At 70.5% G+C, this 22,910-nt stretch carries 17 protein-coding genes; 11 read left to right on the top strand and 6 right to left on the bottom strand.

Going from position 1 to position 22,910, the window contains the following annotated elements; genetic code table 11:
* Positions 1-4: 4 nt before the first annotated feature.
* Positions 5-880, bottom strand: a complete 876-nt coding sequence (locus H4W30_RS29970) for an SGNH/GDSL hydrolase family protein (RefSeq protein ID WP_192745854.1) — start codon at positions 878-880, stop codon at positions 5-7.
* A gap of 107 nt (positions 881-987) precedes the next feature.
* Entirely contained in the window at positions 988-1,617 is a 630-nt protein-coding gene (locus H4W30_RS29965) for a class I SAM-dependent methyltransferase (protein ID WP_192745853.1), read from the bottom strand.
* 70 nt (positions 1,618-1,687) lie between these two features.
* On the opposite strand from H4W30_RS29965, the gene folC reads away from it, so the two are divergent.
* Both folC and H4W30_RS29955 read left to right on the top strand, forming a co-directional pair.
* Complete coding sequence (gene folC / locus H4W30_RS29960; protein WP_192745852.1) at positions 1,688-3,364, top strand: bifunctional tetrahydrofolate synthase/dihydrofolate synthase; 1,677 nt, start codon at positions 1,688-1,690, stop codon at positions 3,362-3,364.
* Positions 3,361-3,759 (top strand): DUF4233 domain-containing protein, encoded by a 399-nt coding sequence (locus tag H4W30_RS29955; protein WP_125694671.1) that lies wholly within the window; start codon positions 3,361-3,363, stop codon positions 3,757-3,759. The genes folC and H4W30_RS29955 overlap by 4 nt, the downstream gene beginning before the upstream one ends.
* A gap of 162 nt (positions 3,760-3,921) precedes the next feature.
* Here the strand turns inward: H4W30_RS29955 and H4W30_RS29950 are convergent, their stop codons facing one another.
* Positions 3,922-6,306, bottom strand: coding sequence for a penicillin acylase family protein (locus H4W30_RS29950; RefSeq protein ID WP_192745851.1), 2,385 nt, complete (start codon positions 6,304-6,306; stop codon positions 3,922-3,924).
* Positions 6,307-6,464: 158 nt separating this feature from the next.
* Between H4W30_RS29950 and H4W30_RS29945 the strand changes: the two genes are divergently transcribed.
* Entirely contained in the window at positions 6,465-8,021 is a 1,557-nt protein-coding gene (locus tag H4W30_RS29945) for an alkaline phosphatase D family protein (RefSeq protein ID WP_192745850.1), read from the top strand.
* Here H4W30_RS29945 and H4W30_RS29940 read toward each other — a convergent pair.
* Positions 7,975-8,868, bottom strand: a complete 894-nt coding sequence (locus tag H4W30_RS29940; RefSeq protein WP_192745849.1) for an NAD(P)-dependent oxidoreductase — start codon at positions 8,866-8,868, stop codon at positions 7,975-7,977. The two genes, H4W30_RS29945 and H4W30_RS29940, sit on opposite strands and share 47 nt — an antisense overlap.
* Positions 8,869-8,980: 112 nt before the next feature.
* Here H4W30_RS29940 and H4W30_RS29935 point away from each other — a divergent pair, with 112 nt between their 5' ends.
* The 4 genes from H4W30_RS29935 (at position 8,981) to H4W30_RS29920 (ending at position 14,074) form a co-directional block, all read left to right on the top strand.
* Positions 8,981-9,328, top strand: coding sequence for a winged helix-turn-helix transcriptional regulator (locus H4W30_RS29935; protein WP_192745848.1), 348 nt, complete (start codon positions 8,981-8,983; stop codon positions 9,326-9,328).
* A gap of 64 nt (positions 9,329-9,392) precedes the next feature.
* Positions 9,393-9,803: a nucleoside-diphosphate kinase gene (ndk, locus tag H4W30_RS29930; protein ID WP_005158515.1), complete on the top strand. Its 411-nt coding sequence runs from the start codon at positions 9,393-9,395 to the stop codon at positions 9,801-9,803.
* A 55-nt stretch (positions 9,804-9,858) separates the two neighbouring features.
* The gene (locus tag H4W30_RS29925) at positions 9,859-10,602 is read left to right on the top strand and encodes a maleylpyruvate isomerase family mycothiol-dependent enzyme (protein WP_192745847.1); all 744 of its coding nucleotides are present in this window, start codon (positions 9,859-9,861) and stop codon (positions 10,600-10,602) included.
* A 127-nt stretch (positions 10,603-10,729) separates the two neighbouring features.
* The gene (locus tag H4W30_RS29920) at positions 10,730-14,074 is read left to right on the top strand and encodes a phosphodiester glycosidase family protein (protein WP_192746863.1); all 3,345 of its coding nucleotides are present in this window, start codon (positions 10,730-10,732) and stop codon (positions 14,072-14,074) included.
* 53 nt (positions 14,075-14,127) lie between these two features.
* On the opposite strand, the gene H4W30_RS29915 is transcribed toward H4W30_RS29920, so the two are convergent.
* Positions 14,128-15,138 carry a M14 family zinc carboxypeptidase gene (locus H4W30_RS29915; RefSeq protein ID WP_192745846.1) on the bottom strand — a complete coding sequence of 337 codons (1,011 nt, stop codon included), beginning with the start codon at positions 15,136-15,138 and terminating at the stop codon, positions 14,128-14,130.
* A gap of 118 nt (positions 15,139-15,256) precedes the next feature.
* Between H4W30_RS29915 and H4W30_RS29910 the strand changes: the two genes are divergently transcribed.
* From H4W30_RS29910 to H4W30_RS29900, 3 genes are read left to right on the top strand one after another with little or no spacing between them, the layout of a single operon-like run.
* Complete coding sequence (locus tag H4W30_RS29910) at positions 15,257-16,171, top strand: ABC transporter ATP-binding protein (protein WP_046199923.1); 915 nt, start codon at positions 15,257-15,259, stop codon at positions 16,169-16,171.
* On the top strand, positions 16,171-16,986 hold the full coding sequence (locus H4W30_RS29905) for an ABC transporter permease (RefSeq protein WP_192745845.1): 816 nt from the start codon (positions 16,171-16,173) through the stop codon (positions 16,984-16,986). Before H4W30_RS29910 ends, H4W30_RS29905 begins: the two co-directional genes overlap by 1 nt.
* 1 nt (position 16,987) lies before the next feature.
* A complete protein-coding gene (locus H4W30_RS29900) occupies positions 16,988-17,815 on the top strand; it encodes an ABC transporter permease (RefSeq protein ID WP_192745844.1) in 828 nt (275 codons plus the stop codon).
* Between the two features lie 4 nt (positions 17,816-17,819).
* Here the strand turns inward: H4W30_RS29900 and H4W30_RS29895 are convergent, their stop codons facing one another.
* Positions 17,820-19,250 carry a S8 family peptidase gene (locus H4W30_RS29895; RefSeq protein WP_192745843.1) on the bottom strand — a complete coding sequence of 477 codons (1,431 nt, stop codon included), beginning with the start codon at positions 19,248-19,250 and terminating at the stop codon, positions 17,820-17,822.
* Positions 19,251-19,776: 526 nt separating this feature from the next.
* Here H4W30_RS29895 and H4W30_RS29890 point away from each other — a divergent pair.
* Positions 19,777-22,878 carry a translation initiation factor IF-2 N-terminal domain-containing protein gene (locus tag H4W30_RS29890; RefSeq protein ID WP_192745842.1) on the top strand — a complete coding sequence of 1,034 codons (3,102 nt, stop codon included), beginning with the start codon at positions 19,777-19,779 and terminating at the stop codon, positions 22,876-22,878.
* Positions 22,879-22,910 lie beyond the last annotated feature (32 nt).

Here is a 22,910-nt window from a genome sequence, read left to right as displayed (position 1 = left end):
GCTTTCAGCGGAGGTGACGGAGGACCACTCCGGCCACGCCCACCATCCCGGTGCGGTAGGGGTGGTACGCCGCGGCGGCGAGCAGTTTCGTGTGCTGCCCGTTGATCCAGGCGGCCCCGTTCTTCGCGCAGGCGTCGTGCCCGGCCGACGGGCCGAAGGTGTCCACGAAGGTCGATTTGCCATCGGCGGCGACCGCCTTCTCGATCGCCGAGTTCAGCGCCTTCTCGACGTCGTTGAGCCACGCGTAGTCGCCCTCGGCGAACGGCAGGATCTTCGGGCAGTAACCGCGTTCCGGCGCGATCCGCGGGTAGCCGATGACGAGCACGTCGGCGCGCGGCGAGCGGGCGTGGATCCCGGCCAGCACCTTCTCGACGTTCTTGCCGGTGTCGGCGATCTTGGCCTTGATGGTGTCGACCCCGCCCACGGTGAATTTGTCCTGGCACGGGTTCCCCGTGGGATCACTCGCGCGCAGTGACGGGCAGGTGCCGACCAGCGTGCCGAAGACGTCGTAGTCGTTGCCGCCGATCCCGACCGTGACCAGGTCGGTGTTCGCGCGCAGGGCGCTGAACTGGGGCGGGTTGCTGCCGAGGGTGACGCTTTGCCGCTGCGTCATGTTGGTGGTGTCGGCGCCACCGCAGCTGATGTCGGTGAAGGAGCGGACCCGCAGGGCCGTGGCGAGGATCGACGGATAGTTCTGCGTCGACTTGCCGCAGAAGAGCGGGTCGAGGCGGGGGAGCGGGATGAGCGGCCCGGAGGTGTAGGAATCACCCAGCGCGACGTAATTCCGGTAGGACCGCGTGGCGGCGGTGGCCGCCGTGGCGGAGGCGATCAGCAGGACGACGGTCGAGACGGCCGCGAACAGGACGCGTCTGTAGCGCATGAGGACCCCGATCTCCGGACTGGATGGCCTCTCAAAAATGAACCGGATCCGCTCCCGTCGGCGCCGCCGATCGGGTGGTCGGGCGCCGGTTTCACCCGCTTGGGGTGTCACATCGGGTGATCGTCTTCCGGCCGCCGGTAGACGAGGAGATAGCGGAAGAAGAGCAGGTTCCGGACCTTGCTCCCCGGCAACAGGCGCTCCGCGTCGCGCCGGATCCGGTTCATCGGCGGGTAGGTCTCCATGATCGGCGCCTTCGGCAGCGGATCGACCCCGCCGTTGAGCCGCTCGCCCGCGTACACGATCACCCTCGCCACGGCGTTGACCGGCGAGGCCGCGATCGCTCGCGCGTAGTCGGCGAACGTGCTGGGCCTGCCGAGGCCGAGCACGGCCAGCACACCGCCCGGGACCAGTGCGTCACGCAGCTTCGTGACCGTGTCGAACGGCACATGGTGGAGCGACGCGAGGCAGGAGATGAAGTCGTACGCCTCCTCCGGCAGCTTCTCGGCGACCACGTCGGCCTGCCGGTACGAGATCGTGCCCGGCCCCGGCGAACCGGCGGCGCGGGCGAGCTCGATCATCGGGCCGGACCGGTCGATCGCCTCGACGTGCATCCCGGTCGCCGCGAGCCGCCGCGCGAACCGCCCGCCGCCGCAGCCCACGTCCAGCGCCACGCCGGGGCCGGGAGGCAGCTGGTCGAGCAGGAGCGGGTGGTAGTGGTCGTTGTGGTTGAACCCCATGCGTCGAGAGTGCCAGGAAAAGCCGCACGTAGACTCGGCGTGACAGGTAGCAAGGCTAAGAGGAGAGTTCGTGCCGCGAGGTGACGGCCGGGATTCCGAAGATTTCAGGGAATCCCCGGACCTGGCAGATCTGGACAGTTTCGCCGGTGTCGACGAATTGGGGGCCCGCGCCCACGATCCGTCCGACGACACCGACCCGGATCTGGACGCACCCGACGCCGCGTACCAGGCGGGTGGCGGTTCACGGGGCGGCATCGGCGGGATCGGGCAGCTGGGGGACAACCTCGCGCTCGGCCCCGTGCCGGACCTCGTCGCCCCCGAGGACGTGGAGCTGCACGAACTGGACGACCAGGGCGACGAGTTCGCCCCGGCCGACCCGAACGGGCAGCAGGCGCGCCGCGAACTGCTCGCCGTCGAGGCCGAGCTGAACCAGCGCTGGCCCGAGACCAAGATCGAGCCGTCTCTCGCCCGGATCGCGGCCCTGGTCAACCTCATGGGTGAACCGCACCGCGGCTACCCGGTGCTGCACGTCGCCGGGACCAACGGCAAGGGTTCGACCACCCGGATGATCGACGCGCTGCTGACCCGGATGGGCCTGCGCGTCGGCCGGTACACGAGCCCGCATCTGCAGCTGGTCACCGAGCGGATCGCGCTCGACGGCGCCCCCATCTCCGCCGCCGCGTACGTCGATCTGTATCGCGACGTCGCGCCGTACGTGACCATGGTGGACAACGCGGGCGGGCCCGACGCGGTGCCGATGAGCAAGTTCGAGGTGCTCACCGGGATGGCGTTCGCGGCCTTCGCCGACGCGCCCGTCGAAGCCGCGGTCGTCGAAACCGGGCTCGGCGGCTCCTGGGACGCCACCAATGTCGTGGACGGCGACGTCGCCGTCATCACGCCGATCGGCGTCGACCACGTCGAGTACTTCGGCGGCTCCCCGGTCAAGGCCGCGGTGGAGAAGGCCGGGATCATCAAACCCGGCAGTGTCGCGGTCATCGCCGAGCAGGACCCCGAAGTGCAGAAGGTCCTGCTGGAACGCGCCGTCGAGGTCGACGCGAGCGTCGCCCGCGCGGGCAGCGAGTTCGGCGTGCTGGAGCGCGAGGTCGCCGTCGGCGGGCAGATGCTCAAGCTGCAGGGCCTCGGCGGGGTCTACGACGAGATCTTCCTGCCGCTGCACGGCGCGCACCAGGCCGCCAACGCGGCGCTCGCGCTGGCCGCGGTCGAAGCGTTCTTCGGTGCGGGCAAAGACAAGCAACTGGTCATCGAAGCCGTCCGCGAAGCCTTCGCCGAGGTCGAGACCCCGGGAAGGCTGGAGCGCGTCCGAGCCGCGCCGACCGTGCTGCTCGACGCCGCCCACAACCCGCACGGTGCCAAGGCGCTCGCGACCACCGTCGCCGAGGAGTTCGCCTTCCGCCGTCTCGCCGCCGTGGTCGGCGTGATGGCGGAGAAGGACGCCCGCGGCATCCTGGACGCCCTCGAACCGGTGGTGTCCGAGATCGTCGTCACCAAGAACTCGTCCCCGCGCGCGATGCCGCTCGACGAGCTCAACGACATCGCCATCTCGATCTTCGGCGAAGACCGGGTCGTGGCCGAGCCCAGCCTGGACGCCGCGATCGAGACCGCCATCGGCCTCGTCGAGCAGAGCGACGACCCCGAGGAACCGCTGGCGGGCGGCGGTGTGCTGGTCACCGGCTCGGTCGTCACCGCGGGCGAGGCCAGGACCCTGTTCGGTAAGGAGCCGGCGTGACCGACGAAACCCCGAAACCGCCCGCCAAGGACCCGATGAAGTCCTTCCGGGGCGTGATGGCGGGCTCGCTGATCATGGAGGGCATCACCGTCGCGCTCGCGCTGCCCGTGGTGGCGAAGCTCGGCGGCGGTGTCGGCTCGTTCACCGGCTGGTCGGTGATCGTCATCGCGGTCGCGCTGATCGTGCTGTGCGGTTTCCTGAAGAAGCCGTGGGCGGTGCCCGCGGTGCTCGTCCTGCAGGTCGCGCTGATCGCCTTTTTCGTCGCGCTGCCCGCCGTCGCGATCCTCGGGGTGATCTTCCTCGGGATCTGGCTGTGGCTCCTGTGGCTGCGCCGCGATGTGGCGCGGCGGATGGCGGCCGGGACACTGCCCAGCCAGCAACAGCAACCGCAGTAGGTTCTCCGGGCCCCAGGGCCACGGCGTGACTCGCGTGATCAAAGGCGTATCTCACGTGTCTGGAGGCAGCACACGGGTGTGCGGCGTCCGATCACGCGAGTTACGCCTCCAAGCACGCGAGTTACGCCTCTGATCACGCGAGTTACGCGCGTGATCACGCGCCTAGCGCAGCCTCACCACCCGTAGCTCCGGCGACCGCGCGATGTCCGCGGCGCAGAAGCGTCCCCGCACCCAGCCGCCCCGCGAGTACAGCCGCGTTTGGTCGGCGAAATGCGGTGACGTGACGTCGGTCGACTGCGAGTAGGTCATGATCGTCGAGACGTCCGGGCAGGCGGCCTTGCCGCTGAACCCGACCACCTGCACGTAGCTGGATCCGTGCCCGACCTCGTGATTGCCCTTGGCCGGATCCCATTGCGCCGTGATCACGTTGAGCACGCCGAGGTCGCCCGGCCCGCCGTGGATCGGGATCCTCTGGCCGGCCCTGGTCACCGTCTGGTGGTCGCCGAGCCTGCCGTCGACCGGGATGCCGTTGGCGCGGAACTCCGCGAGCGTGTCACCGAAGGCCTTCTGCACGTCGGGATTCCCGGTCGCGAGGGTGTTCGGGGTGGTGACCGGCCGGTTCGGGTCGAACGGGACCTGCCAGATGCCGCGCAGGCCGCCGATCCGGTCCACGAACCGCTCGAAGAACAGCGCGCCGCGGCTGTCGAGCCGGAACGTGCGGTCCCAGGAGGCCAGCGTCGCGCAGGCGTTGCCGACGGGCACCGGCCCCGACGAGGACGGAGCCTGGCCGCCGGGGAAGGCCGCGCACATCTCGGCCGTGTCGGCGGACGCGAGCTCGGCCGTGCGGCTTCGGTCGCGGTACAGCATGTCCTTCATCGACGACGGCGTGAATCCCTTGCCCGCCAAGCCCTCTTCGGTGGCGATGAGCGCTTCCCGCGTCCGGTCCGACCGCTGAGTGCCGGTCGAGCCGACGATCCGGGGGAGCGGCGCGATCGGTGCGCGGGCGTTGGAAAGCCAGGCACTGTCGTTGGCGTTGAGTTCGTAGTCGCGTCGCTGTTGCAGCGGCAGCCGGGACGGCGCGAACAGCCCCGGCTCCAGGGAACCCGGGTCGGAACCCCAGTCGCACGACGACTTCGAACCGTCCAAAATGGAGAGACCGGTGCCGGGGAAGAGTGCCCGGCCCAGCGCGGTCCCGCAATCCGCCGCCCGCTCGTCGGTGACGTGCGGGACGACCTGGATGTCGCTGTAGAGCGCGTTCCCGGCCCTGTCCGTGGCGATGGTGTTGACCCACGGGACGCCTTGGGTGCGCGCGAGCGCGTTGGCGACGTCCGTGGTGCCGCGTGCTCCGGCCAGTTCGAACCAGGTGTTGAGGCCGCGCAGGTTACCGGCGTTCCCGTCCCGCAGCGCGTGCGCGGACTTCGCCGTCCACGGCGTGGGCACGCCGAACGCCGAACCGAGGACCTGGCCGTACCGTGTCCCGTAGAAGGTGCGGGCGACCTGCCGTCGCTCGCCGCTCGGCTCGCGGACCTCGACCTTCACCTCCTGCGCGGTCATCTTCTCGGGTTTCCCGTCCACCAGGTACGTCGTCGGGTCGCCGGGTGACAGCGGCACTTCGAAGAGACCGAACGTGATCGCCGTCGACACCGTATGCGTCCAGGCGACGTCGGCGTTGTGGCCGATCTGCGGGATCGGGAGCCCTAACAGGCTTCCGCCCGCGACGTCGAACCGGCCGGGAATGGTCAGCTGCGACTGCCAGAACCGGCGACCGCCCTGCCACGGATAGTGCGGGTTCCCGAGCAGCAGGCCACCGCCGGACTTCGTCCCGTCTCCGCCGACGGCGATACCGTTGCTGCCGAGTTCGCCGGTCTTCATGGTCCTCCGGAGCCCGTCGGCGATTTTCGGCGCCGACTCCGGCCCCGCGACGGAAGCGTCCTTTGTGGACGGAGGCTGGGTGCGGACGAGGTCGGAGGCGAGCAAGCCCTGCCCGGCGACCGACGTGACGGCGTAGAAGTGCCGGTAGAAATCGAGTTCGGTGATCGGCCGGACCCAGTCCGCGCCGCGACAGACCGGATCGGTGATGCGCTGGACGCCGGTCTGTTTCAGGTACGCGTTGTAACCCGCGACGTAGCCGGCCGCCAGCTCCCGCACCTCTGTCCGCGGGCCGTGCGGCGCGGGCCGGGCGAGCAGCCGCTCGACCACGCCCGAGTCGTTGATCCGCTGGAAGTGCAGATCGCTGTCGAGGTTGTTCTCCGCCTCGCTCATCGCCGGGTTGCCCTGGCCGCCCGCGCCGAGGTACGCGGACCGCCGCGCGGACACCGTCAGATAGGTGTTCGCGAGTTCGCAGATGTTGTCCTTGGCCGCGGCGAACCCGTAGCCGTAGCCGAGCCCGTCGAAGTCCTTCGCCGCGATATGCGGGATGCCGTACTCGGTGTACCGGATCACCGCCCGTGACCGGCCGAGCTCGTCCGCCGACGAGACCCCCGTCGTCACGCTCGACACCGCCAAGGCCGCCGTGAGCAGCACGAGACCGCGCTGGAACCTTCGCATCGTTCCCCCATCCGGATCGATCGTCCCCGTGATCGAAAGTACCGGCGCCGACACGGGGAGGCATCGACCGAACGGTTGAGCCGGCTACCGCCCGTTCGTTCATCACCAGGTCAACCGGCGTTGGTCCACCGGCCGTGACCACGGGATAGAACCGCGCCATGACCGCAACCCACCACAACCGCCGCACACTGCTCAAAGCCGGTCTCACCGGCGCCGGAGCGGTCGCGGGCGGACTGCTCCTTCCCGGAACCGCGACCGCGAACGCCGTCCCGCTCCTCCGCCGCGACCGCCCGGTGCTCACCCACGGTGTCCAGTCGGGCGACGTCAGCACCGGTTCCGGCATCGTCTGGTCGCGCGCCGACCGGCCGTCGCGGCTGATCGTGGAGGTTTCCCGGGATCCGTCGTTCCGGCACGCGCGCGTCGTGCGCGGCCCGGTGATGAGCCCGGAGACCGGCGGCACCGGCAAGGTGCGCGTCGCCGGCCTCATGCCGGGCACCGAGGTCCACTACCGCGTCACCGCCGAAGACCTCGACGGCCGCACCCGCAGCGAGGCCGTCACCGGCCGCTTCGCCACCGCCCCGGTCGGCCGCTCGGACGTCCGGCTGCTGTGGTCCGGCGACGTCGCCGGGCAGAACTGGGGCATCAACCCCGAACGCGGCGGCATGACCATCTACCGCGCGATGGCCGACCGCCGTCCCGATCTGTTCCTCCACTGTGGAGACACGGTCTACGCCGACGGGCCGCTCACCGAGACCGTCGCGCTGCCCGGCGGGCGCGTGTGGCGCAACATCGTCACCCCGGAGAAGGCGAAGGTCGCCGAGACGCTCGACGAGTACCGAGGCCAGTTCGCCTACAACCTGCTCGACGAGAACCTCAAGCGCTTCACCGCGAACGTTCCCGCCTACGTCCAGTGGGACGACCACGAAGTCGTGAACAACTGGTACCCGGGTGAGATCCTCAACGATCGCCCCGAATACACCGAAAAGCGGGTCGACGTGCTCGCCGCCCGCGCGTTCCAGGCGTTCCACGAATGGCACCCGATCGACCGCCGCCAGGCCGTCGACGGCCGCGTGTACCGCAACTTCCGGCACGGCTCCCGCGCCGAGATCTTCGTGCTGGACATGCGGACCTACAAGGACGCCAACACCTCGGACCAGACCAAACCGGGCCATGTCCTCGGCGACCGTCAGGCCCGCTGGCTCGTCGACGCGCTCGACCGCAGCACCGCCACCTGGAAGATCATCCAGGCAGACCTCCCGATCGGCCTCACCGTCCCGGACGGCAAGGCCATCGAAGGCGTCGCCAACGGCCTGCCCGGCGCGCCCGGCGGTCGCGAGACCGAACTCGCCTGGGTGCTGCGGGAGATCTCGCGGCGCCGGGTGCGCAACGTCGTCTGGCTGACCGCCGACGTGCACTACACCGCGGCGCACCACTACTCGCCGGATCGCGCGTCGTTCACCGAATTCGACCCGTTCTGGGAGTTCGTCTCCGGCCCGCTCAACGCCGGCGCGTTCGGCCCGAACACCCTCGACCCGACGTTCGGGCCGGAAGCGGTGTTCGTGCACGCCCCGCCCGCCGCGAACACCTCGCCCGCCGACGGTTTCCAGCACTTCGGCGAGGTGAACATCGACGGACGGAGCGGCGCGCTCACTGTCGATCTGAGGGACGCTACGGGCGCTTCGCTGTGGTCGAAGACCCTGCGGCCCCAACGCTGAGCAGTTCGGTCAGGACCGAGATGCTGCGATCGCCGTACCCGGCCTCGACGGCCCGCCGCACGAGGTCGTGCATCGGCTGCTGCCACGCGACGTCGACGCCTTCCTCGGCCAGCCCGAGGTCGGCGGCGGCGCCGGCGTGGAAGATGTCCACCGAGGACGCGGGCTCCGAGTAGTCGCCGCTGTCGATTTCCTTGGTGAACACCGGAAGCACCGAGATGATCATCTCGAACCACTTGGTGGCGTAGGGCAGGAGCGTCTCGGCCGCGAGCCCGCGCGACCGCAGCGCGGCGGCACCCTGGAAGAACCCGACCAGCGCGGGCAGCAGGGTGCCGCCGACGGCCGTTTCGTACAGCGCCGCCAGATCGGTTTCCTCGCCGAGATGGACGGTGTCGCCGCCGAGCACCCGCAACGTCTCCAGGTGCTCGTCGAAGACGGCCTTGTCGCCGCCGTAGTACAGCAGCGTGTCCGGCGCGCCCACGGCCGACGGCACGTTCTTGATCGCCCCGTCGAGGTAGCGCGCGCCGCGCTCTTTCGCCCATTCGGCCATCCGGCGCGCCTCCGCCGGTGAGCCGCTGTTCAAGGTCACCAAAGCACGCCCGGTCAGTGAGGCCGCTTCCAAGGCCGCGCGTGTGTCTTCGTAGGTGGTCAGGCACGTGATGATCAGCGGGCTCGCCCGAACCGCGTCCCCGGCAGTCGCGGCCAGGATCGCTCCACGCGAGATCAGCGGCTCGGCCTTCGAGGCCGTCCTGTTCCACACGGTGGTCGGATGCCCGGCCGCCAGCAAGGCGTCCGCCAGGGCTGAACCCATCGAACCGAGGCCCACGACGGTCACCGGCGTCTTCGGCATTTTTCGCTCCAGTCCAAGGAAATCTTCGGGAAGACCTCATGCTGGGCGGTCGCGTACATTCGATCAAGTACCTACTATTTTGCCGGGTACTGACAAAAAGGTATGTGAGGCGATGACCAAGAACCGCACGTTCACCTGCGGCCTCGACGCCGCGATCGCCGTCATGGGCGGCAAATGGAAAGGGCTGATCCTGTTCGCCCTCCAGGACGGGCCGCTGCGTTTCGGGGAGTTGCGGCGCGCGGTGCCCGGCATCAGCGAGCGGGTGCTGATCCTGCAACTGCGCGAGATGGAGACCACCGGACTGCTGCATCGCGAGGTGTACCACCAGGTTCCGCCGAAGGTGGAGTATTCGCTGACGGAGTTCGGGGATTCCCTCAACACCGCGATGGCCGCGCTCGGGGAGTGGGGCGAGGAGCACCTCGAACGGATCGAGGCCATTCCCTGGTCCGAAGTGAAGTGAGCGGCGAAGCACCCAGTAGGCTCCGGGCGAATAGCACGAATCCCACCCAAGGAGTAATACCGCCGTGACTGAACGCACGCTGGTCCTCGTCAAGCCCGATGGCGTCGCGCGCGGCCTCGTCGGCGAGGTCATCGCTCGCATCGAGCGCAAGGGCCTGAAGCTCGCCGCCCTCGAACTGCGCACCGTCGAGCGCTCGGTCGCCGAGGAGCACTACGCCGAGCACAAGGAGCGCCCGTTCTTCGGCGACCTCCTCGAGTTCATCACCTCGGGCCCGCTGGTCGCGATCGCCGTCGAGGGCCCGCGCGCCATCGCCGCGTTCCGTCAGCTCGCCGGCGGCACCGACCCGGTCGAGAAGGCCACCCCGGGCACCCTGCGTGGCGACTTCGCGCTGGAGACCCAGTACAACCTGGTGCACGGTTCGGACTCCCCGGAGTCGGCCGAGCGCGAGCTCAAGCTCTGGTTCCCCGAGGTCTGACAGAATCGTGGACGGCGCGGGAGCGCCGCGCCGTCCACGAACCTGGGGAGCCACGATGACACCGGACGAGTACCTGGAGCGCTTGCGGGAGCTCACCACCGGTTTCGCGCGGGTCGCGAGCACCGGGGACCACACCGCACCCGTGCCGTGCTGCGGCGATTGGCGCCTGCGTGACCTGGTCGTCCACCTCGGCAACGTCCACCGCTGGGCGGCCGGGATCGTGCGCACCGGCGAGCCCGCCCCGCAGGACCTCGACGCCGAACCGGGCGGGGATCTCGCCCCCTGGTACCGCGAAAGCGCGGACGAGCTCATCGACGCGCTGAGCGAGGCAGCTCCCCAAGACGGCGCCTGGAACTTCACCGCCGCCGCCAAGACCAAGTCCTTCTGGTTCCGCCGCCAGGTCCACGAGACCGCGGTGCACCTGCTCGACGCGCACCGCGCGGCAGGGACCGAATACACCCTGGACCCGTCCCTCGCCGCCGACGGCGTGGACGAGGTCCTTCTCGGCATGCTGCCGAAGGTGAAGCGCTGGCACACCCCGCCGGCGGTCACCGTTCCGTTGCTGCTGAAGACATCCGACACCGGACACGCCTGGTTGATCACACCGCCGGGCGAGACCGACGTCCCCGGCTCGCGGCAGGCGGATCCCGCCGAAGCGGCGGGCGCCGTCGTCGAAGGGTCCGCGGAGGAGCTGGATCTGCTGCTGTGGCAACGGATCGAGCTGGCCACTTCGGGTATCAAGATCACCGGTGACGTCGAGGCGGCCGAGACCTTCCTCGCCGGGCCCATGACGCCCTGACCTTCGCGCCCTACGCCGTTCGGTTCACGTTCACCTCGGGGTCTTCTCCTGGCGGCTCGCGTCCGCTGTGCTGAGCGATGCTGCCTATCACTCGATCGTGGGGTAATTCGTGAGAAATTCACGCCTGTTGCTGCTCGCTGCCCTGCTGCCCGGATTGTTCGTCGCCCCACCGGCGCACGCCGATCCCTTGGCCGCTCCGCTCGGTCCGGCGCCCATCGAAGCCGCCCCCGCGGCGTCCTCGGCGAAGGAGGGCCCGTCCGCGTACGCCGTGGCCGCGCCCGACGACGGCCTCGTCACCACGAGCGCGACTTCGCGCGTGGCACCGGGTCTGAGCCTGACCGAGTTCGACCGGTACGACCCGGCGGGCTGGATCCGCGGCGACACCCTCGCCGTCGACCTCACCAGCAAGACGCTCAAGCCGACATACCTCAGCCCTGGCGCGGTTTCCGCGCGGACACCGCTTTCGCAGCAGGTGTTTAGGGCCGGCGCGGTCGCCGGCGTCAACGGGGACTTCTTCGACATCAACGCCAGCGGAGCGCCGATCGGCGTCGGCATCGACGCCGGGAAACTCCAGACGGCGCCCGCGCGCGGCCACAACCTGACCGCGTCGATCACCGAAGAAGGAAAGGCGCGGCTCGCGGAGGTGTTCCTCGACGCGTCGGTCACCCTGCCCGACGGCCGGGTCGTACCCGCGTCGAACTTCAACAGTCCCGTGCTGAGCGGTGACGCGATCGGCGTCTACACGCCGCTGTGGGGCGCGTCCTCGCGGCGGACTTCGGTCGCGGGTGCCCAGCGCGTCGTCGAGGTCGAGGTCTCCGACGGCGTCGTGACACAGGTGCGGCCGCAGCCCGCGGACGGCCCGATCGCGGCCGGTGCGACGGTCCTGCTCGCCCGCGACGGTGGCGTGGACACGTTGTCCGGCTTGAAGACCGGCGACCGGGTGGGGGTCACGTACGCGCCGAAGAGTGACGCGGGCAAGCTGTCCGTCTCGATCGGCGGCAACAAGGTCCTGCTGCGTGACGGCGCGGTGCAGCCGGTCGACAACGTCGCGATGCACCCGCGGACCGCGGTCGGGTTCTCGGCCGACGGCACGAAGATGTGGCTGGCGACGGTCGACGGCCGCCAGGCCGACAGCCGCGGCATGACCGAACTCGAACTCGCCCGGCACATGAAGTCGCTCGGCGCGGACGACGCCCTCAACCTCGACGGCGGCGGCTCGTCGACCATGCTCGCCCGCGAAGAGGGCGAGAAGGCGCCGCTGGTCCGCAACTCGCCGTCGGACGGCGGGGAACGCTTGGTGCCCAACGGGATCGGCGTCGCGACCACGCCGGGAAGCGGACGCCTGACCGGATTCGCGCCCCGTCCCGCGCAGGACACCGCCGACGCGACGCGAGTTCTTTCCGGCCTGACGCGGAAACTCGTCGCCGGAGGTCACGACGAGACCGGCGCCGCGGTCGACGCCCACGTCCAGTGGCGCAGTACGAATCCGTTGCGCGGCACCGTGACCGACGGCGTGTTCACCGCGCACGCCGACCGGTTCCGGCCGGACGCGCCCGCGAACGTCGACGTCTACGCGAAACGCGGCGGCGTCATGGGCAAGGCCACGCTGAATGTCCTCGGCTCCCCGGTCCGCCTGGGCACGAGTACCGAGCAGGTCGCATTGTCCGGCGAAGGTGCGAAGAGCACGTTCAAGGTGTTCGGCTACGACGCCGACGGTTACGGCACGTGGATCGAGCCCGACGACGTCAAACTCGATTACGACCCCGCGGTGGTGAAGATCGAGCCGTCCGGTGACGGGTTCGCGGTCACCGCGCTCAAGGGGTCGGGTGCTTCGGCGATCACCGCCACCGCCGGTGGGAAGGTGACGCATCTGGCGGCTTCGGTCGGCACGGAGTCCCGCGTGGCGTCTCCACTGGACGGCCCGGCGGGCTGGTCCGCCAGCGTCTTCCCCGCCGTCGTCGGTGCCGCGCTTTCCGAGGCCCCCGGCCGGGACGGCGGACGCGGCCTCGCGCTGGACTACCGGCTGAACGGGACCAACGCCACGCGCGCGGCGTACGTCAACTCGGCGGCGCCGCTCGCGCTGCCGCCCGGCAGCCAGCGCGTCGGCCTGTGGGTCAACGGCGACGCGAAGGGCGCCTGGCTGCGGGCGGAACTCCGTGACGCCGCCAACGTCCCGTCCGTCGTGGATCTGTCGCTGAGCGTCGACTGGACGGGTTGGCGCTACGTGCGCGCGGCCATCCCCGCCGGGCTCCCCGACGGGCAGCGGCTGACGAAGTTCTACGCCGTCGAGAACGTCCCGGCCCAGCAGTACGAAGGACGGCTGGTCTTCGACGACCTCACCTTCGAGGTCGCGCCCGCGGCCGCCGTCCCGGCCGATCCGGCCCCGCGTGACCCGGCGCTGATCACAGACGGCGCCGCGACCGGCGGCCTGCGGATCGCCGTGGTCAGCGACGCGCAGTTCACCGCGGACCAGCCGGACGGGCCGCTGGTCGCCCAGGCCCGTCGCGCGCTGCGCGAGGCGGTGGCGGCGAAACCGGATCTCGTGCTGATCAACGGTGACTTCGTCGATCGCGGTACGGCCGCCGATTTCGTGCTGGCTCGCTCGATCATCGATGAAGAACTCGTCGGCAAGGCGCCCTGGTACTACGTGCCGGGCAACCACGAAGCCGACGGCGGGCACGGGCTCGCCGAGTTCCAGGCGGCGTTCGGGGAGAGCCATCGCGTCGCCGACATCGCCGGGATCCGGCTGGTGCTGATGGATTCCTCGCGTGGTTCGCTGCGCGCGGGCGGGTTCGACCAGATCCGGATGCTGCGCGAGGCGCTCGACGGCGCGAAGGCGGACAAGCGGATCCGCGGCGTCGTCGTCGCGATGCACCATCCGGTGAAGGACCCCAGCCCCGCCGGGAATTCACAGCTGGCCGACCGCAAGGAAGCCGCCATGCTGACCGGCTGGCTGACCGCCTTCGAACGCGAGTCGGGCAAGCAGGCGGCCGCGATCGCCTCGCACGCGGGCGTTTTCAACCTTTCGCGCGTCGACGGCGTGCCGTATCTGGTGAACGGCAACTCCGGGAAGTCGCCCGCGGCGGCCCCGGGTGACGGCGGGTTCGTCGGGTGGACGATGGTCCGGTTCGAACCGGGGGACAAGGCGCAGCCGGTGCGGTTCGAGACGCGGCCGAACGTCGACGCGCTGACGCTGTCCGGGCCCTCGTCGCTGACACGCGGGGAGAAGGCGGACGTCCGGGCCGTGGTGACGCAGGGAGCGCGTCAGGTGCCGGTTTCGTATCCGGTCAGCGCGGACTGGAATGGCGGCTGGGGTACGCATGTCGCCGGCGGTTTCCTGCCCGCGATGCCGTGGGACGTCGCGTCGTTCGACCCGGCGACCGGGGTGCTGACCGCGCTGCGGCCGGGGACGGCGAACCTTTCGGTCACCGTCAACGGGGTGACGAAGAGCCTCTCGGTCACTGTCCGCTGAACGACCTCGTGAGTGGTGAGGACGGTTCTAACCGTCCTCACCACTCACGAGGCTCAGGCGGCTTCGTGCTCCTCTTCGACCGACCCCGGCAGCGCCGGACCCCGCGGCGGGATCGCCTCGGCGTCGGCCGGGTCCACCTTCCGCACCGAGCCGTCGGCCGCGGACTGCGCGATCGCGAGCATCGACGCCAGCGCGTCCTGGATCTGCTGCTGTTCCCGCTCCGGGATGAGGCTCAGCTCGATCAACACGCTGCCGTTGCCGAGCAGCCCGTACCCATTGCGTGCGATGCCCTGGTAGTCACCGCCCGGGTACTGCGAGACGTAGCCGCCGTTGCGGTCGATCGACCGCTGCACCACGACCGCGATCTGCTTCGCGAAGTCCACATCGGACGGTTTCACGCCCGGATGCGTCGGCCACATCGTGGAAGCGGTGATCTCCCTGCCGTTCGCGTCCCGGTAGCGGCCCTGCATGTGGTAGTCGACCATGATGTCCGGCTTGAACGACGCGTTCCGCCGCTGGATCAGGCCCGCCTCGGTGGCCGGGTTGTCCTTCGGCGCCACGGCCGGGTCGTGGTAGCGGTTGATGTCGTACCCCTTGCCCTTCTCACCGTATTCGGGAGTGGCATCGGGGTCGTAGTTGTAGCGCCAGTCGCGCTCGTGCCCGTCGGGGTTGGCGCGCACGACGATGTCGACGGTCACCTTCGCGAGCAGCTTCTGCGCCCACGGGCTGTGCCCGACCCCGACCTTGCGCAGGAACTCGAGCGCGGCGGGGGTGCCGAGCGGCTCGTCGCCGTGCTGCTGGGTGACGTACTGGATCCGCGTCTTGCCGTGGCCGACCCTGGCCGCCCACACCGGACGGCCCTCGTTGCTGCGGCCGATCTTGTCCACCCGGATCTTGCCGTGGCTGAGCGCCGCCAGCTTGTGCAGCTCGAAGGCCAGCTTGGCGGTGGACGGCCGCGGGTCCACAGTGGCCGCACCGGTCTCCGCCGCTTGGGCGGCAGGCGCCACCAGGAGCCCGGCGCTGACGAGAACGGACAACAGGGCGATTCTGGGCTTGAGACTCATGGTCGGTGAGTATCGATGAGCGGGCAGCGGCCGACAAGGGGCCGGATAAACCGGTCGAGTTTTGTCGGTGGCAGGTCCTAGGGTGCCAACCGTGGGTGACTCAGAGCACGAACCGGCGATGGTGCAGGCGAAGGCGTTGGTCAAGCGGTTCGGCGATTTCGAGGCCGTACGCGGGATCGACGTCGAGGTCCGCCCGGGGGAGGCGTTCGGCTTCCTCGGGCCCAACGGCGCGGGCAAGTCGTCCACCATGCGCATGATCGCGAGCGTCTCGCCGCGCACCGACGGTGACCTGCGGGTCCTCGGCATGGATCCGGACGTCGAGGGGCCGAAGATCCGGGCCCGGCTCGGCGTGGTGCCGCAGCAGGACAACCTGGACACCGAGCTCACCGTCCGGCAGAACCTGCAGATCTACGGCCGCTACTTCGGGCTCTCCCGGTCGCACGTGCGGAGCAAGGCCGAGGAGCTGATGGAGTTCGCCCAGCTCACCGACCGGGCGAACGCGGAGGTCGATTCGCTCTCCGGCGGGATGAAGCGGCGGCTGACCATCGCGCGGTCCCTGGTCAACGACCCGGAGCTGCTCCTGCTCGACGAGCCGACAACGGGGCTCGACCCGCAGGCCCGGCATTTGTTGTGGGACAGGCTGTTCCGGCTCAAGGCAGGTGGGACCACGCTCATCATCACCACCCACTACATGGACGAGGCCGAGCAGCTCTGCGACAGGCTGGTCGTGATGGACAACGGCCGGATCGCCGCCGAGGGCTCGCCAGCGGACCTGATCAGCCGGTACTCCACCCGCGAGGTCGTGGAGCTGCGCTTCCCGAACGGCGAGCAGGAGGCGGCCGCGAAGCGGATCGAGGGCCTGGCCGAACGCGTCGAGGTCCTGCCGGACCGCGTCCTGCTCTACACGATGACCGGCGAGGCCACCCTCGAACAGGCGCACGCGCGCGGCCTGCGCCCGCTGTCGAGCCTGGTCCGCCGCAGTTCGCTGGAGGACGTCTTCCTCCGCCTCACCGGCCGGACGCTGGTGGACTGATGACCACCGCGCAGACGAAGGCGTCGACGGGCCGCGTGGTCTCGCGCTGGGCGGGAGCCTGGCTGCGGGTCGAGGGCCATTGGATGTGGTACCGCCGGTACTGGGTGTCCACTTTGTACTCGACGGGCCTGCAGCCGGTGCTCTTCCTTGCCGCGATGGGGCTCGGGTTCGGTTCGCAGGTCCAGGCCGGTGCGGCCACGGGCGGGTTCTCGTACCTGGAGTACGTCGCTCCCGCGCTGCTCGTGGCGGGTGCCGCGCAGCTGGCGGTGGGGGAGTCGAGTTACCCGGTGCTGTCCGGGTTCAAATGGCAGCAGGATTACATCGCCGTCACCGCCACGCCGATCACGCCGGGTCAGGTGCTCGGCAGCCAGATCATGTGGGTGAGCCTGCGGCTGACCCTGGCGGGCGTGATCTACGCCGTCATCGCGGCGCTCTTCGGATCCTGGACGAGTTTCGGCGTGCCGGCCGTCATCCTGATCGGGACGCTCACCGGGATCGCGTGCGGCACCCCGGTGATGGCGCTCGCCGCGACCACCTACGACGAGGGCACCCGGTTCGGCCTGGTGTTCCGGTTCGTCCTGATCCCGATGACGTTGTTCTCCGGCACGTTCTTCCCGATCACCGAGCTGCCCGCCCCGCTGATGTGGATCGCCTGGATCTCCCCGCTGTGGCACGGCAACGAGGCGGCCAGGGCGGTCAGCCTCGGCACCGTCGGCCCGCTCGCCACGCTGGGTCATCTCGCCTTCCTGGTCGTGCTGGCCGGGGCGGGCTGGGCGCTGGCGCACAAGTACTTCTACCGACGGCTGGTGGTCTGAAATGGCGGTGCTCACCGAAGCCCCGCGCCGCGGGGTGCTGCTGCGCATCCTGCCGTCCGCGCTGTACAGCGGCCGGTCGACGGCGGTGCTGGAGCGCACCTTCCTGACCTACTCGCACGCCTGGATGCTGTTCGTGTCCGGCGTCTTCGAGCCGCTGTTCTACCTGATGGCCTTCCAGCTCGGCTTCGGCAAGCTCGTGGGCGAGGTCGTCGGGCCCGGCGGGCAGGCGATGAGTTACGTCGCGTTCGTCGCGCCCGGCCTGCTCGCGGCGTCGGCGATGAACGGCGCGATCCTCGACTCGACGTACAACCTGTTCTTCAAGCTGAAGTACGCCAAGCTGTACGACGCCATGCTCGCCACCCCGATCGGGCCGCTGGACATCGCGCTCGGCGAGGTCGGCTGGTCGGTGCTGCGCGGCGGGATCTACTCGGCGACCTTCCTCGGCGTGATGACCGTGATGGGGCTCCCCGGCTCGTGGTGGGCCCTGCTGATGATCCCGGCGGCGCTGCTGATCGCGATGGCGTTCTCGGCCATCGGCATCGTGCTGGTGACCTTCCTGCGGTCGGTGTCGCAGTTCGACTACATCAACCTCGTGCTGATGCCGCTGTTCCTGTTCTCCACGACGTTCTACCCGCTTTCGGTGTACCCGGCCGGGATCCAGTGGATCGTTCAGGTCTTCCCGCTGTACCACGGCATCGAGCTGATGCGCGGGCTTTCGGCGGGCGTCCTGTCGTGGGGCATGGCCGGCAACGTGGCGTACCTGGTGGCGCTGGCGGCGGTCGGGATCTACGCGTCCTCGAAGCGGTTCGGCAAGCTGCTTCTGCGCTGACCGGTCAGCGGGCCGGGTTCGCGCCCGTGCGCCGCGGCGCCACCGCGGCCAGCGCGTCGACCAGCCCGTGCCCGTAGAAGCCGTTGAACCCCGCGTACCCGGTGCAGTACGCGTCCTGCGAGCCGTCACCGGTCAGGTCGTAGTCGGCCGGGCACGCGATCGGGGTGGCCTGGGCGTCCAGCGTCAGCCTCAGCTGGCGGGCGCTGTAGCCGGGGTGCTTCGAAGCGAGCAACGCCGCGACGCCGGCGACGTGCGGCGCCGCCATCGACGTCCCGCACAGCGGCGCGTATCCGCCCGGAACGGTCGAGAGCACGCATCGCCCGGCCTCGCCGCCGGGAGCGGTCACGTCGATCACGCCCAGTCCGTACGAGCTGTAGCCGGCTTTGACCCGCTCCTCGCTCACGGACGACACCGCGACGACGTCACGCAGGCCCGCGGGCAGCGCCTGGCAGCCTTCGGAGCCGGAGCGGGCGCCCGAGCGCGGCGACGGCACCAGCTCGGCGGCCTCGTTGGTCGCCGCCGCGACGGTGAGGGTGCCCGCCGAGGTCGCGTACTCGACGGCGCGGGCCATGACCTCGTTCACCACGCCCCGTTCGTCGTTGTGGGCGCACGAGAGCGACCACGGATCGACGAAGTAGCTGCTGTTCGTCACGGTCATGCCCTGTGAGGCGGCCCACATCAGCCCGCAGACGGCGGCTTCGGGGTCGGCGTACCCGCGATCGTCGATCACCTTCACCGAGGCGATCCGGACCCCGGGCGCCACCCCGGTGACGCCCTTGCCGTCGTCGGCCGCGGCGATGATCCCCGCGACATGGGTGCCGTGCACCGAGGTCGTCGCGGCCCAGTTCCGGTCGGGCACGCCGGTCAGGCAGCCCGCGGACTTCGCGGGGTCGAGGGCGCCCGCCAGTTCGGGATGGGCGGGGTCGACGCCGGAGTCGAGGACGCCGACGACGACGTCCCTGCTGCCCGGCTCGATCGTGTGGGCCTTGTCGGCGCCGATCGCGCGCATGTCCCACTGCTCGCCGGTGCGGTCGGCGGAGGGCACCTTCGCCGGATCCGTTGGCTGGAGTTCGGCCCGAGCGGGCGCGGACCTGGCCGGTGACGTGCCGTTGGCCCGCTGCACCGCCAGCCGTTCCGCCTGCGCGCTGAACGCGGCGGCGGGCCGGACCAGTTCGGCGAAGGCGGGGTCGGCCGAGGTCGCCACGGCCACCGCGATCTGCGGATAGTAGGTCGTCGTGCTGCCGCAGCCGTCCGAGACGGCGGCCTTGGCCTCGGCCTCGGAAGTGCCCTTGTCGAAGGCGACGACGTAACGCAGCGCCCGTCCCTGGGGATGACACGAGGGCTCCGCCTCGGCCGTCGTCACGGCGGCGACCGAACCGCAGAGCACCACGAAGGCGCACACGGCCGCTCGCAGGGACCGCCCCAGCAGGGACACCGGACCTCCCACCGGAGAACATCGGACGACGAGGGCACCGAGGCCTACGCTTCAGTACCCCCCGAGCGGCACGCTAGCCACCCTCGGCCGGGTCGACAAGCTCTTCCGCGAAGTTCGCTCGGCCGGTGGCCGCGGCGCGCCCGGGAGCCAGCTCTGTGGCACCGAGTACACCGGAGTGGGGCCGGTGTGTGGGATACTCGCGGTGGCCGCTGGCCGACGGGCCCACGTGAGAGGTGGCGCTCGCGGTCTCGTGGCCCGGTGGTGTGCTGCACATCCTCCACACGCGTCGCCGCTGCATGCGGCTCGACGACGTGGCGGGCGGCCCGATGTCGCGAACGTGGCCAGCGCTCCGCCGAGCAGACCTTCAGCCGTACGCGGCGCCCGGACAACCCCGGCGCCGTCGCGGTGCCGGGCAAGGATTCCCGCTGCTGGTGACCACCACGGCGGAACGAACAGAAAGGGGCCCCTGCGCGGCCGCGTCGAGCCGGTGTGAGCCAGCCGACGCGCCCGGGGGCGGAGGAGATATATGTCGAACGCGGACACACCCGCCGTCACCGGCGGGAATACCGCCACACCCATCGCAAGCCAGCTGGGCGAACTGCCTCCCCGGATCCGGGTGCACGCGCTGGCGAAGCTGCTGGGATCCAACAGCCGTGAACTGATGGCCAAGCTCGGTGAGCTCGGCGAGACCGTCCGGAGCGCGCAGTCCAGCGTCACCCGTGAGGTGGCGCACAAGCTCGCCGAAGCCCTCGCCGGCGGCGAGCCCGAGACCGCCGAGGCAGCTCCTGCCGCCGAAGCTCCCGTCGCCGAGGCCCCGGCAGCTCCCGTCGCCGAGACCCCGGCGGCTCCCGAGTCGAAGCCCGAAGCCCAGCCGGAGCCCGCTCCGCAGGCGGAGGCCCCTTCGCGGCGTGTTCCGCCCGCGCTCGCCGCCCCGGTGACGCCGGAGCCGCCGCAGGCCACGACCAGGCCCGCGAAGGCCTCCGTGCACGTCCCGGTGTTCGCCGCGCCGTCGCCGGTGTTCCTGCCGCCGGAGCCCGTCGCGGCGAAGCCCGCTCGCAAGCCGGAGCCGGCCTTCACCCCGACCGAGGAAACCGCTTCCGACGAGGACGAGACACAGTCCGAGCAGGCCGAAGGCCACGGCACCGATGAGGACGGTGACGACGCCAACGGCCGTCGCCGCCGTCGTCGCGGCCGTCGTGGACGCGGCCGGGGCAAGGGCGGGGACGAGAGCTCGGCCGAGTCCGAGAACGAGGACGAGCAGCCTGCCGAAACCCCGCGCGGGCGTCAGCAGCGCGCGAAGGACAAGGACGCCGAGACCGACGAGGCCGCGGCCGAGTCCGCCGAAGAGGCGTCCGCCGAAGCCGATTCGGACAACGACGGCGATTCGGACGGTGGCAGCAAGCGTCGCCGTCGCCGCCGCCGTCGCAAGGGCGGGGACGACGACAACGCCGAGGCCACCAGCGACGACCCGCCCAACACGGTCGTCCACGTGCGCCAGGCCAAGGCCGCCGAGACCGAGCGCCCGGCGCGGGACGAGGTCCGCAGCGTGCGCGGCTCGACCCGGCTCGAGGCCAAGCGCCAGCGCCGGCGGGACGGCCGCGAGGCAGGCCGCCGCCGTGCGCCGATCCTGTCCGAGGCCGAGTTCCTCGCCCGCCGCGAGTCGGTCGAGCGCACCATGGTCGTCGCCGAGAAGGGCGACTCCACGCAGATCGGCGTGCTCGAGGACGGCGTCCTGTGCGAGCACTTCGTGACGTCGTCGGGCACCGGCTCGATCGTCGGCAACGTGTACCTCGGCCGCGTGCAGAACGTGCTGCCGTCGATGGAGGCCGCCTTCATCGACATCGGCCGCGGCCGCAACGCCGTGCTCTACGCCGGTGAGGTCGACTGGGACGCCGCCGGTCTCGAGGGCAAGGCCCGCAAGATCGAGCAGGCGCTCTCCACCGGCGACTCCGTGCTGGTCCAGGTCACCAAGGACCCGGTCGGGCACAAGGGCGCCCGGCTGACCACGCAGATCTCGCTGCCGGGCCGCTTCCTGGTCTACGTGCCCGCGGGCGGGGCCACCGGCATCTCCCGGAAGCTCCCGGAGAACGAGCGCCGCCGCCTGAAGGACATCCTCAAGCGCATCGTCCCCGAGGACGCCGGTGTGATCATCCGCACCGCCTCCGAGGGCATCAGCGAGGAGGAGCTGGACCGCGACGTCCGCCGCCTCAAGGCGCAGTGGGACGTCATCAAGGAGAAGGCCGAAGCCGGCAACGGCGGCAAGAAGAACAGCGCCCCGGTCATGCTCTACGAAGAGCCGGACCTGCTGGTCAAGGTCGTGCGTGACCTGTTCACCGAGGACTTCGCCAAGCTGGAGATCCAGGGCGACAAGGCCTGGGACACCATCTACAACTACGTCCAGCACGTGGCGCCGGACCTGGCGGATCGCGTCAAGCGGTACACGGGCACCGGTTCGGCCTTCGCCGACCACCGGATCGACGAGCAGATCACCAAGGCGCTGGACCGCAAGGTCTGGCTGCCCTCGGGCGGTTACCTCGTCATCGACCGCACCGAAGCGATGACGGTCATCGACGTCAACACCGGCAAGTTCACCGGATCGGGTGGCAACCTCGAAGAGACGGTGACCAGGAACAACCTGGAGTCGGCGGAGGAGATCGTCCGCCAGCTCCGGCTCCGGGACATCGGCGGCATCATCGTCATCGACTTCATCGACATGGTGCTCGAATCCAACCGCGAGCTCGTGCTGCGCCGGCTGACCGAATGCCTCGGCCGCGACCGCACGCGTCACCAGGTCGCCGAGGTCACCTCGCTCGGCCTGGTGCAGATGACCCGAAAGAAGATCGGCACCGGGCTGCTCGAGGCGTTCTCGACGCCGTGTGAGCACTGCAAGGGCCGTGGCGTGGTCGTCTCGACCGAGCCGCAGCGCACCGGTGGCGGCGGAAACGGGCACAGCCACGGTGGTGGCGGCGGTGGCGGTGGCGGCAAGGAGCAGGGCTCCCGCCGGTCCCGCGGCCGTGGCAAGGGCGAGGACCAGGGCCAGAACGAGCCCGCCGCGGCCAAGACCGAGGCGCCCCCGGCGCCCGCTCAGCGCGAGTCGGTGGTTTCGGCGGTCCAGGCCGTGGCCAACGCCACCAAGGCGGCCAAGGGCGAGCACTCGCACGAGGCTCCGGAGAACGCTGAGAACGCCGAGGGCGCCGCGCTCAACGGCCACGCCCCTCAGGCGGCTGAGAAGCCCGCTGAGCCGGTCTCGGAGCCTGTTGCCGAAGCGACCGTCGAACAGGCGGCCGAGGCGGCCGCTGAGCCGGTTCCGGAGGCGGTCGCCGAGGCGCCCGCGACCGAACTCGCCGGCGAGCCGGTGACGACTTCGGACGACGAGGCTCCGGCCGTGCGCGAGGAAGAGATCGCCGTAGTCGCGGAATCGGGCCCCGAGCCCGAAGCACCCGAGGTTCCGGTGACTTCTGAGACTGTTGTGACGGAAGAGGTCTCCGAGGCTCCTTCCGTTCAGGACGAGACCGAGCCCGAGGTGGACGTCCCGGCCCCGGCCGTGCGCTCCACCACCCGCCGTCGTCCGCGACGGGCGGCCTCGCGGCCGGCCGGTCCGCCGGTCAAGGCGTCGGAAAAGAGCTAGTGAACACCTAGGGGCACCCCGGTGTGATCGCA

Origin of the sequence: Amycolatopsis roodepoortensis (genome assembly GCF_014873915.1) — a bacterium.
In the GTDB taxonomy this organism is placed as follows: domain Bacteria; phylum Actinomycetota; class Actinomycetes; order Mycobacteriales; family Pseudonocardiaceae; genus Amycolatopsis; species Amycolatopsis roodepoortensis.
The sequence above is the reverse complement of the archived record's forward strand: the minus strand, read 5'-3'. Positions and strand labels throughout refer to the sequence as shown.

Coding starts and splice junctions, on each gene's coding strand:
- H4W30_RS29970 (WP_192745854.1), bottom strand. CDS start 880: ATGCGCTACAGACGCGTCCTGTTCGCGGCCGTCTCGACCGTCGTCCTG.
- H4W30_RS29945 (WP_192745850.1), top strand. CDS start 6,465: ATGACCGCAACCCACCACAACCGCCGCACACTGCTCAAAGCCGGTCTC.
- H4W30_RS29925 (WP_192745847.1), top strand. CDS start 9,859: ATGACACCGGACGAGTACCTGGAGCGCTTGCGGGAGCTCACCACCGGT.
- H4W30_RS29950 (WP_192745851.1), bottom strand. CDS start 6,306: ATGCGAAGGTTCCAGCGCGGTCTCGTGCTGCTCACGGCGGCCTTGGCG.
- H4W30_RS29940 (WP_192745849.1), bottom strand. CDS start 8,868: ATGCCGAAGACGCCGGTGACCGTCGTGGGCCTCGGTTCGATGGGTTCA.
- H4W30_RS29905 (WP_192745845.1), top strand. CDS start 16,171: ATGACCACCGCGCAGACGAAGGCGTCGACGGGCCGCGTGGTCTCGCGC.
- H4W30_RS29900 (WP_192745844.1), top strand. CDS start 16,988: ATGGCGGTGCTCACCGAAGCCCCGCGCCGCGGGGTGCTGCTGCGCATC.
- H4W30_RS29915 (WP_192745846.1), bottom strand. CDS start 15,138: ATGAGTCTCAAGCCCAGAATCGCCCTGTTGTCCGTTCTCGTCAGCGCC.
- H4W30_RS29890 (WP_192745842.1), top strand. CDS start 19,777: ATGTCGAACGCGGACACACCCGCCGTCACCGGCGGGAATACCGCCACA.
- H4W30_RS29965 (WP_192745853.1), bottom strand. CDS start 1,617: ATGGGGTTCAACCACAACGACCACTACCACCCGCTCCTGCTCGACCAG.
- H4W30_RS29910 (WP_046199923.1), top strand. CDS start 15,257: ATGGTGCAGGCGAAGGCGTTGGTCAAGCGGTTCGGCGATTTCGAGGCC.
- H4W30_RS29935 (WP_192745848.1), top strand. CDS start 8,981: ATGACCAAGAACCGCACGTTCACCTGCGGCCTCGACGCCGCGATCGCC.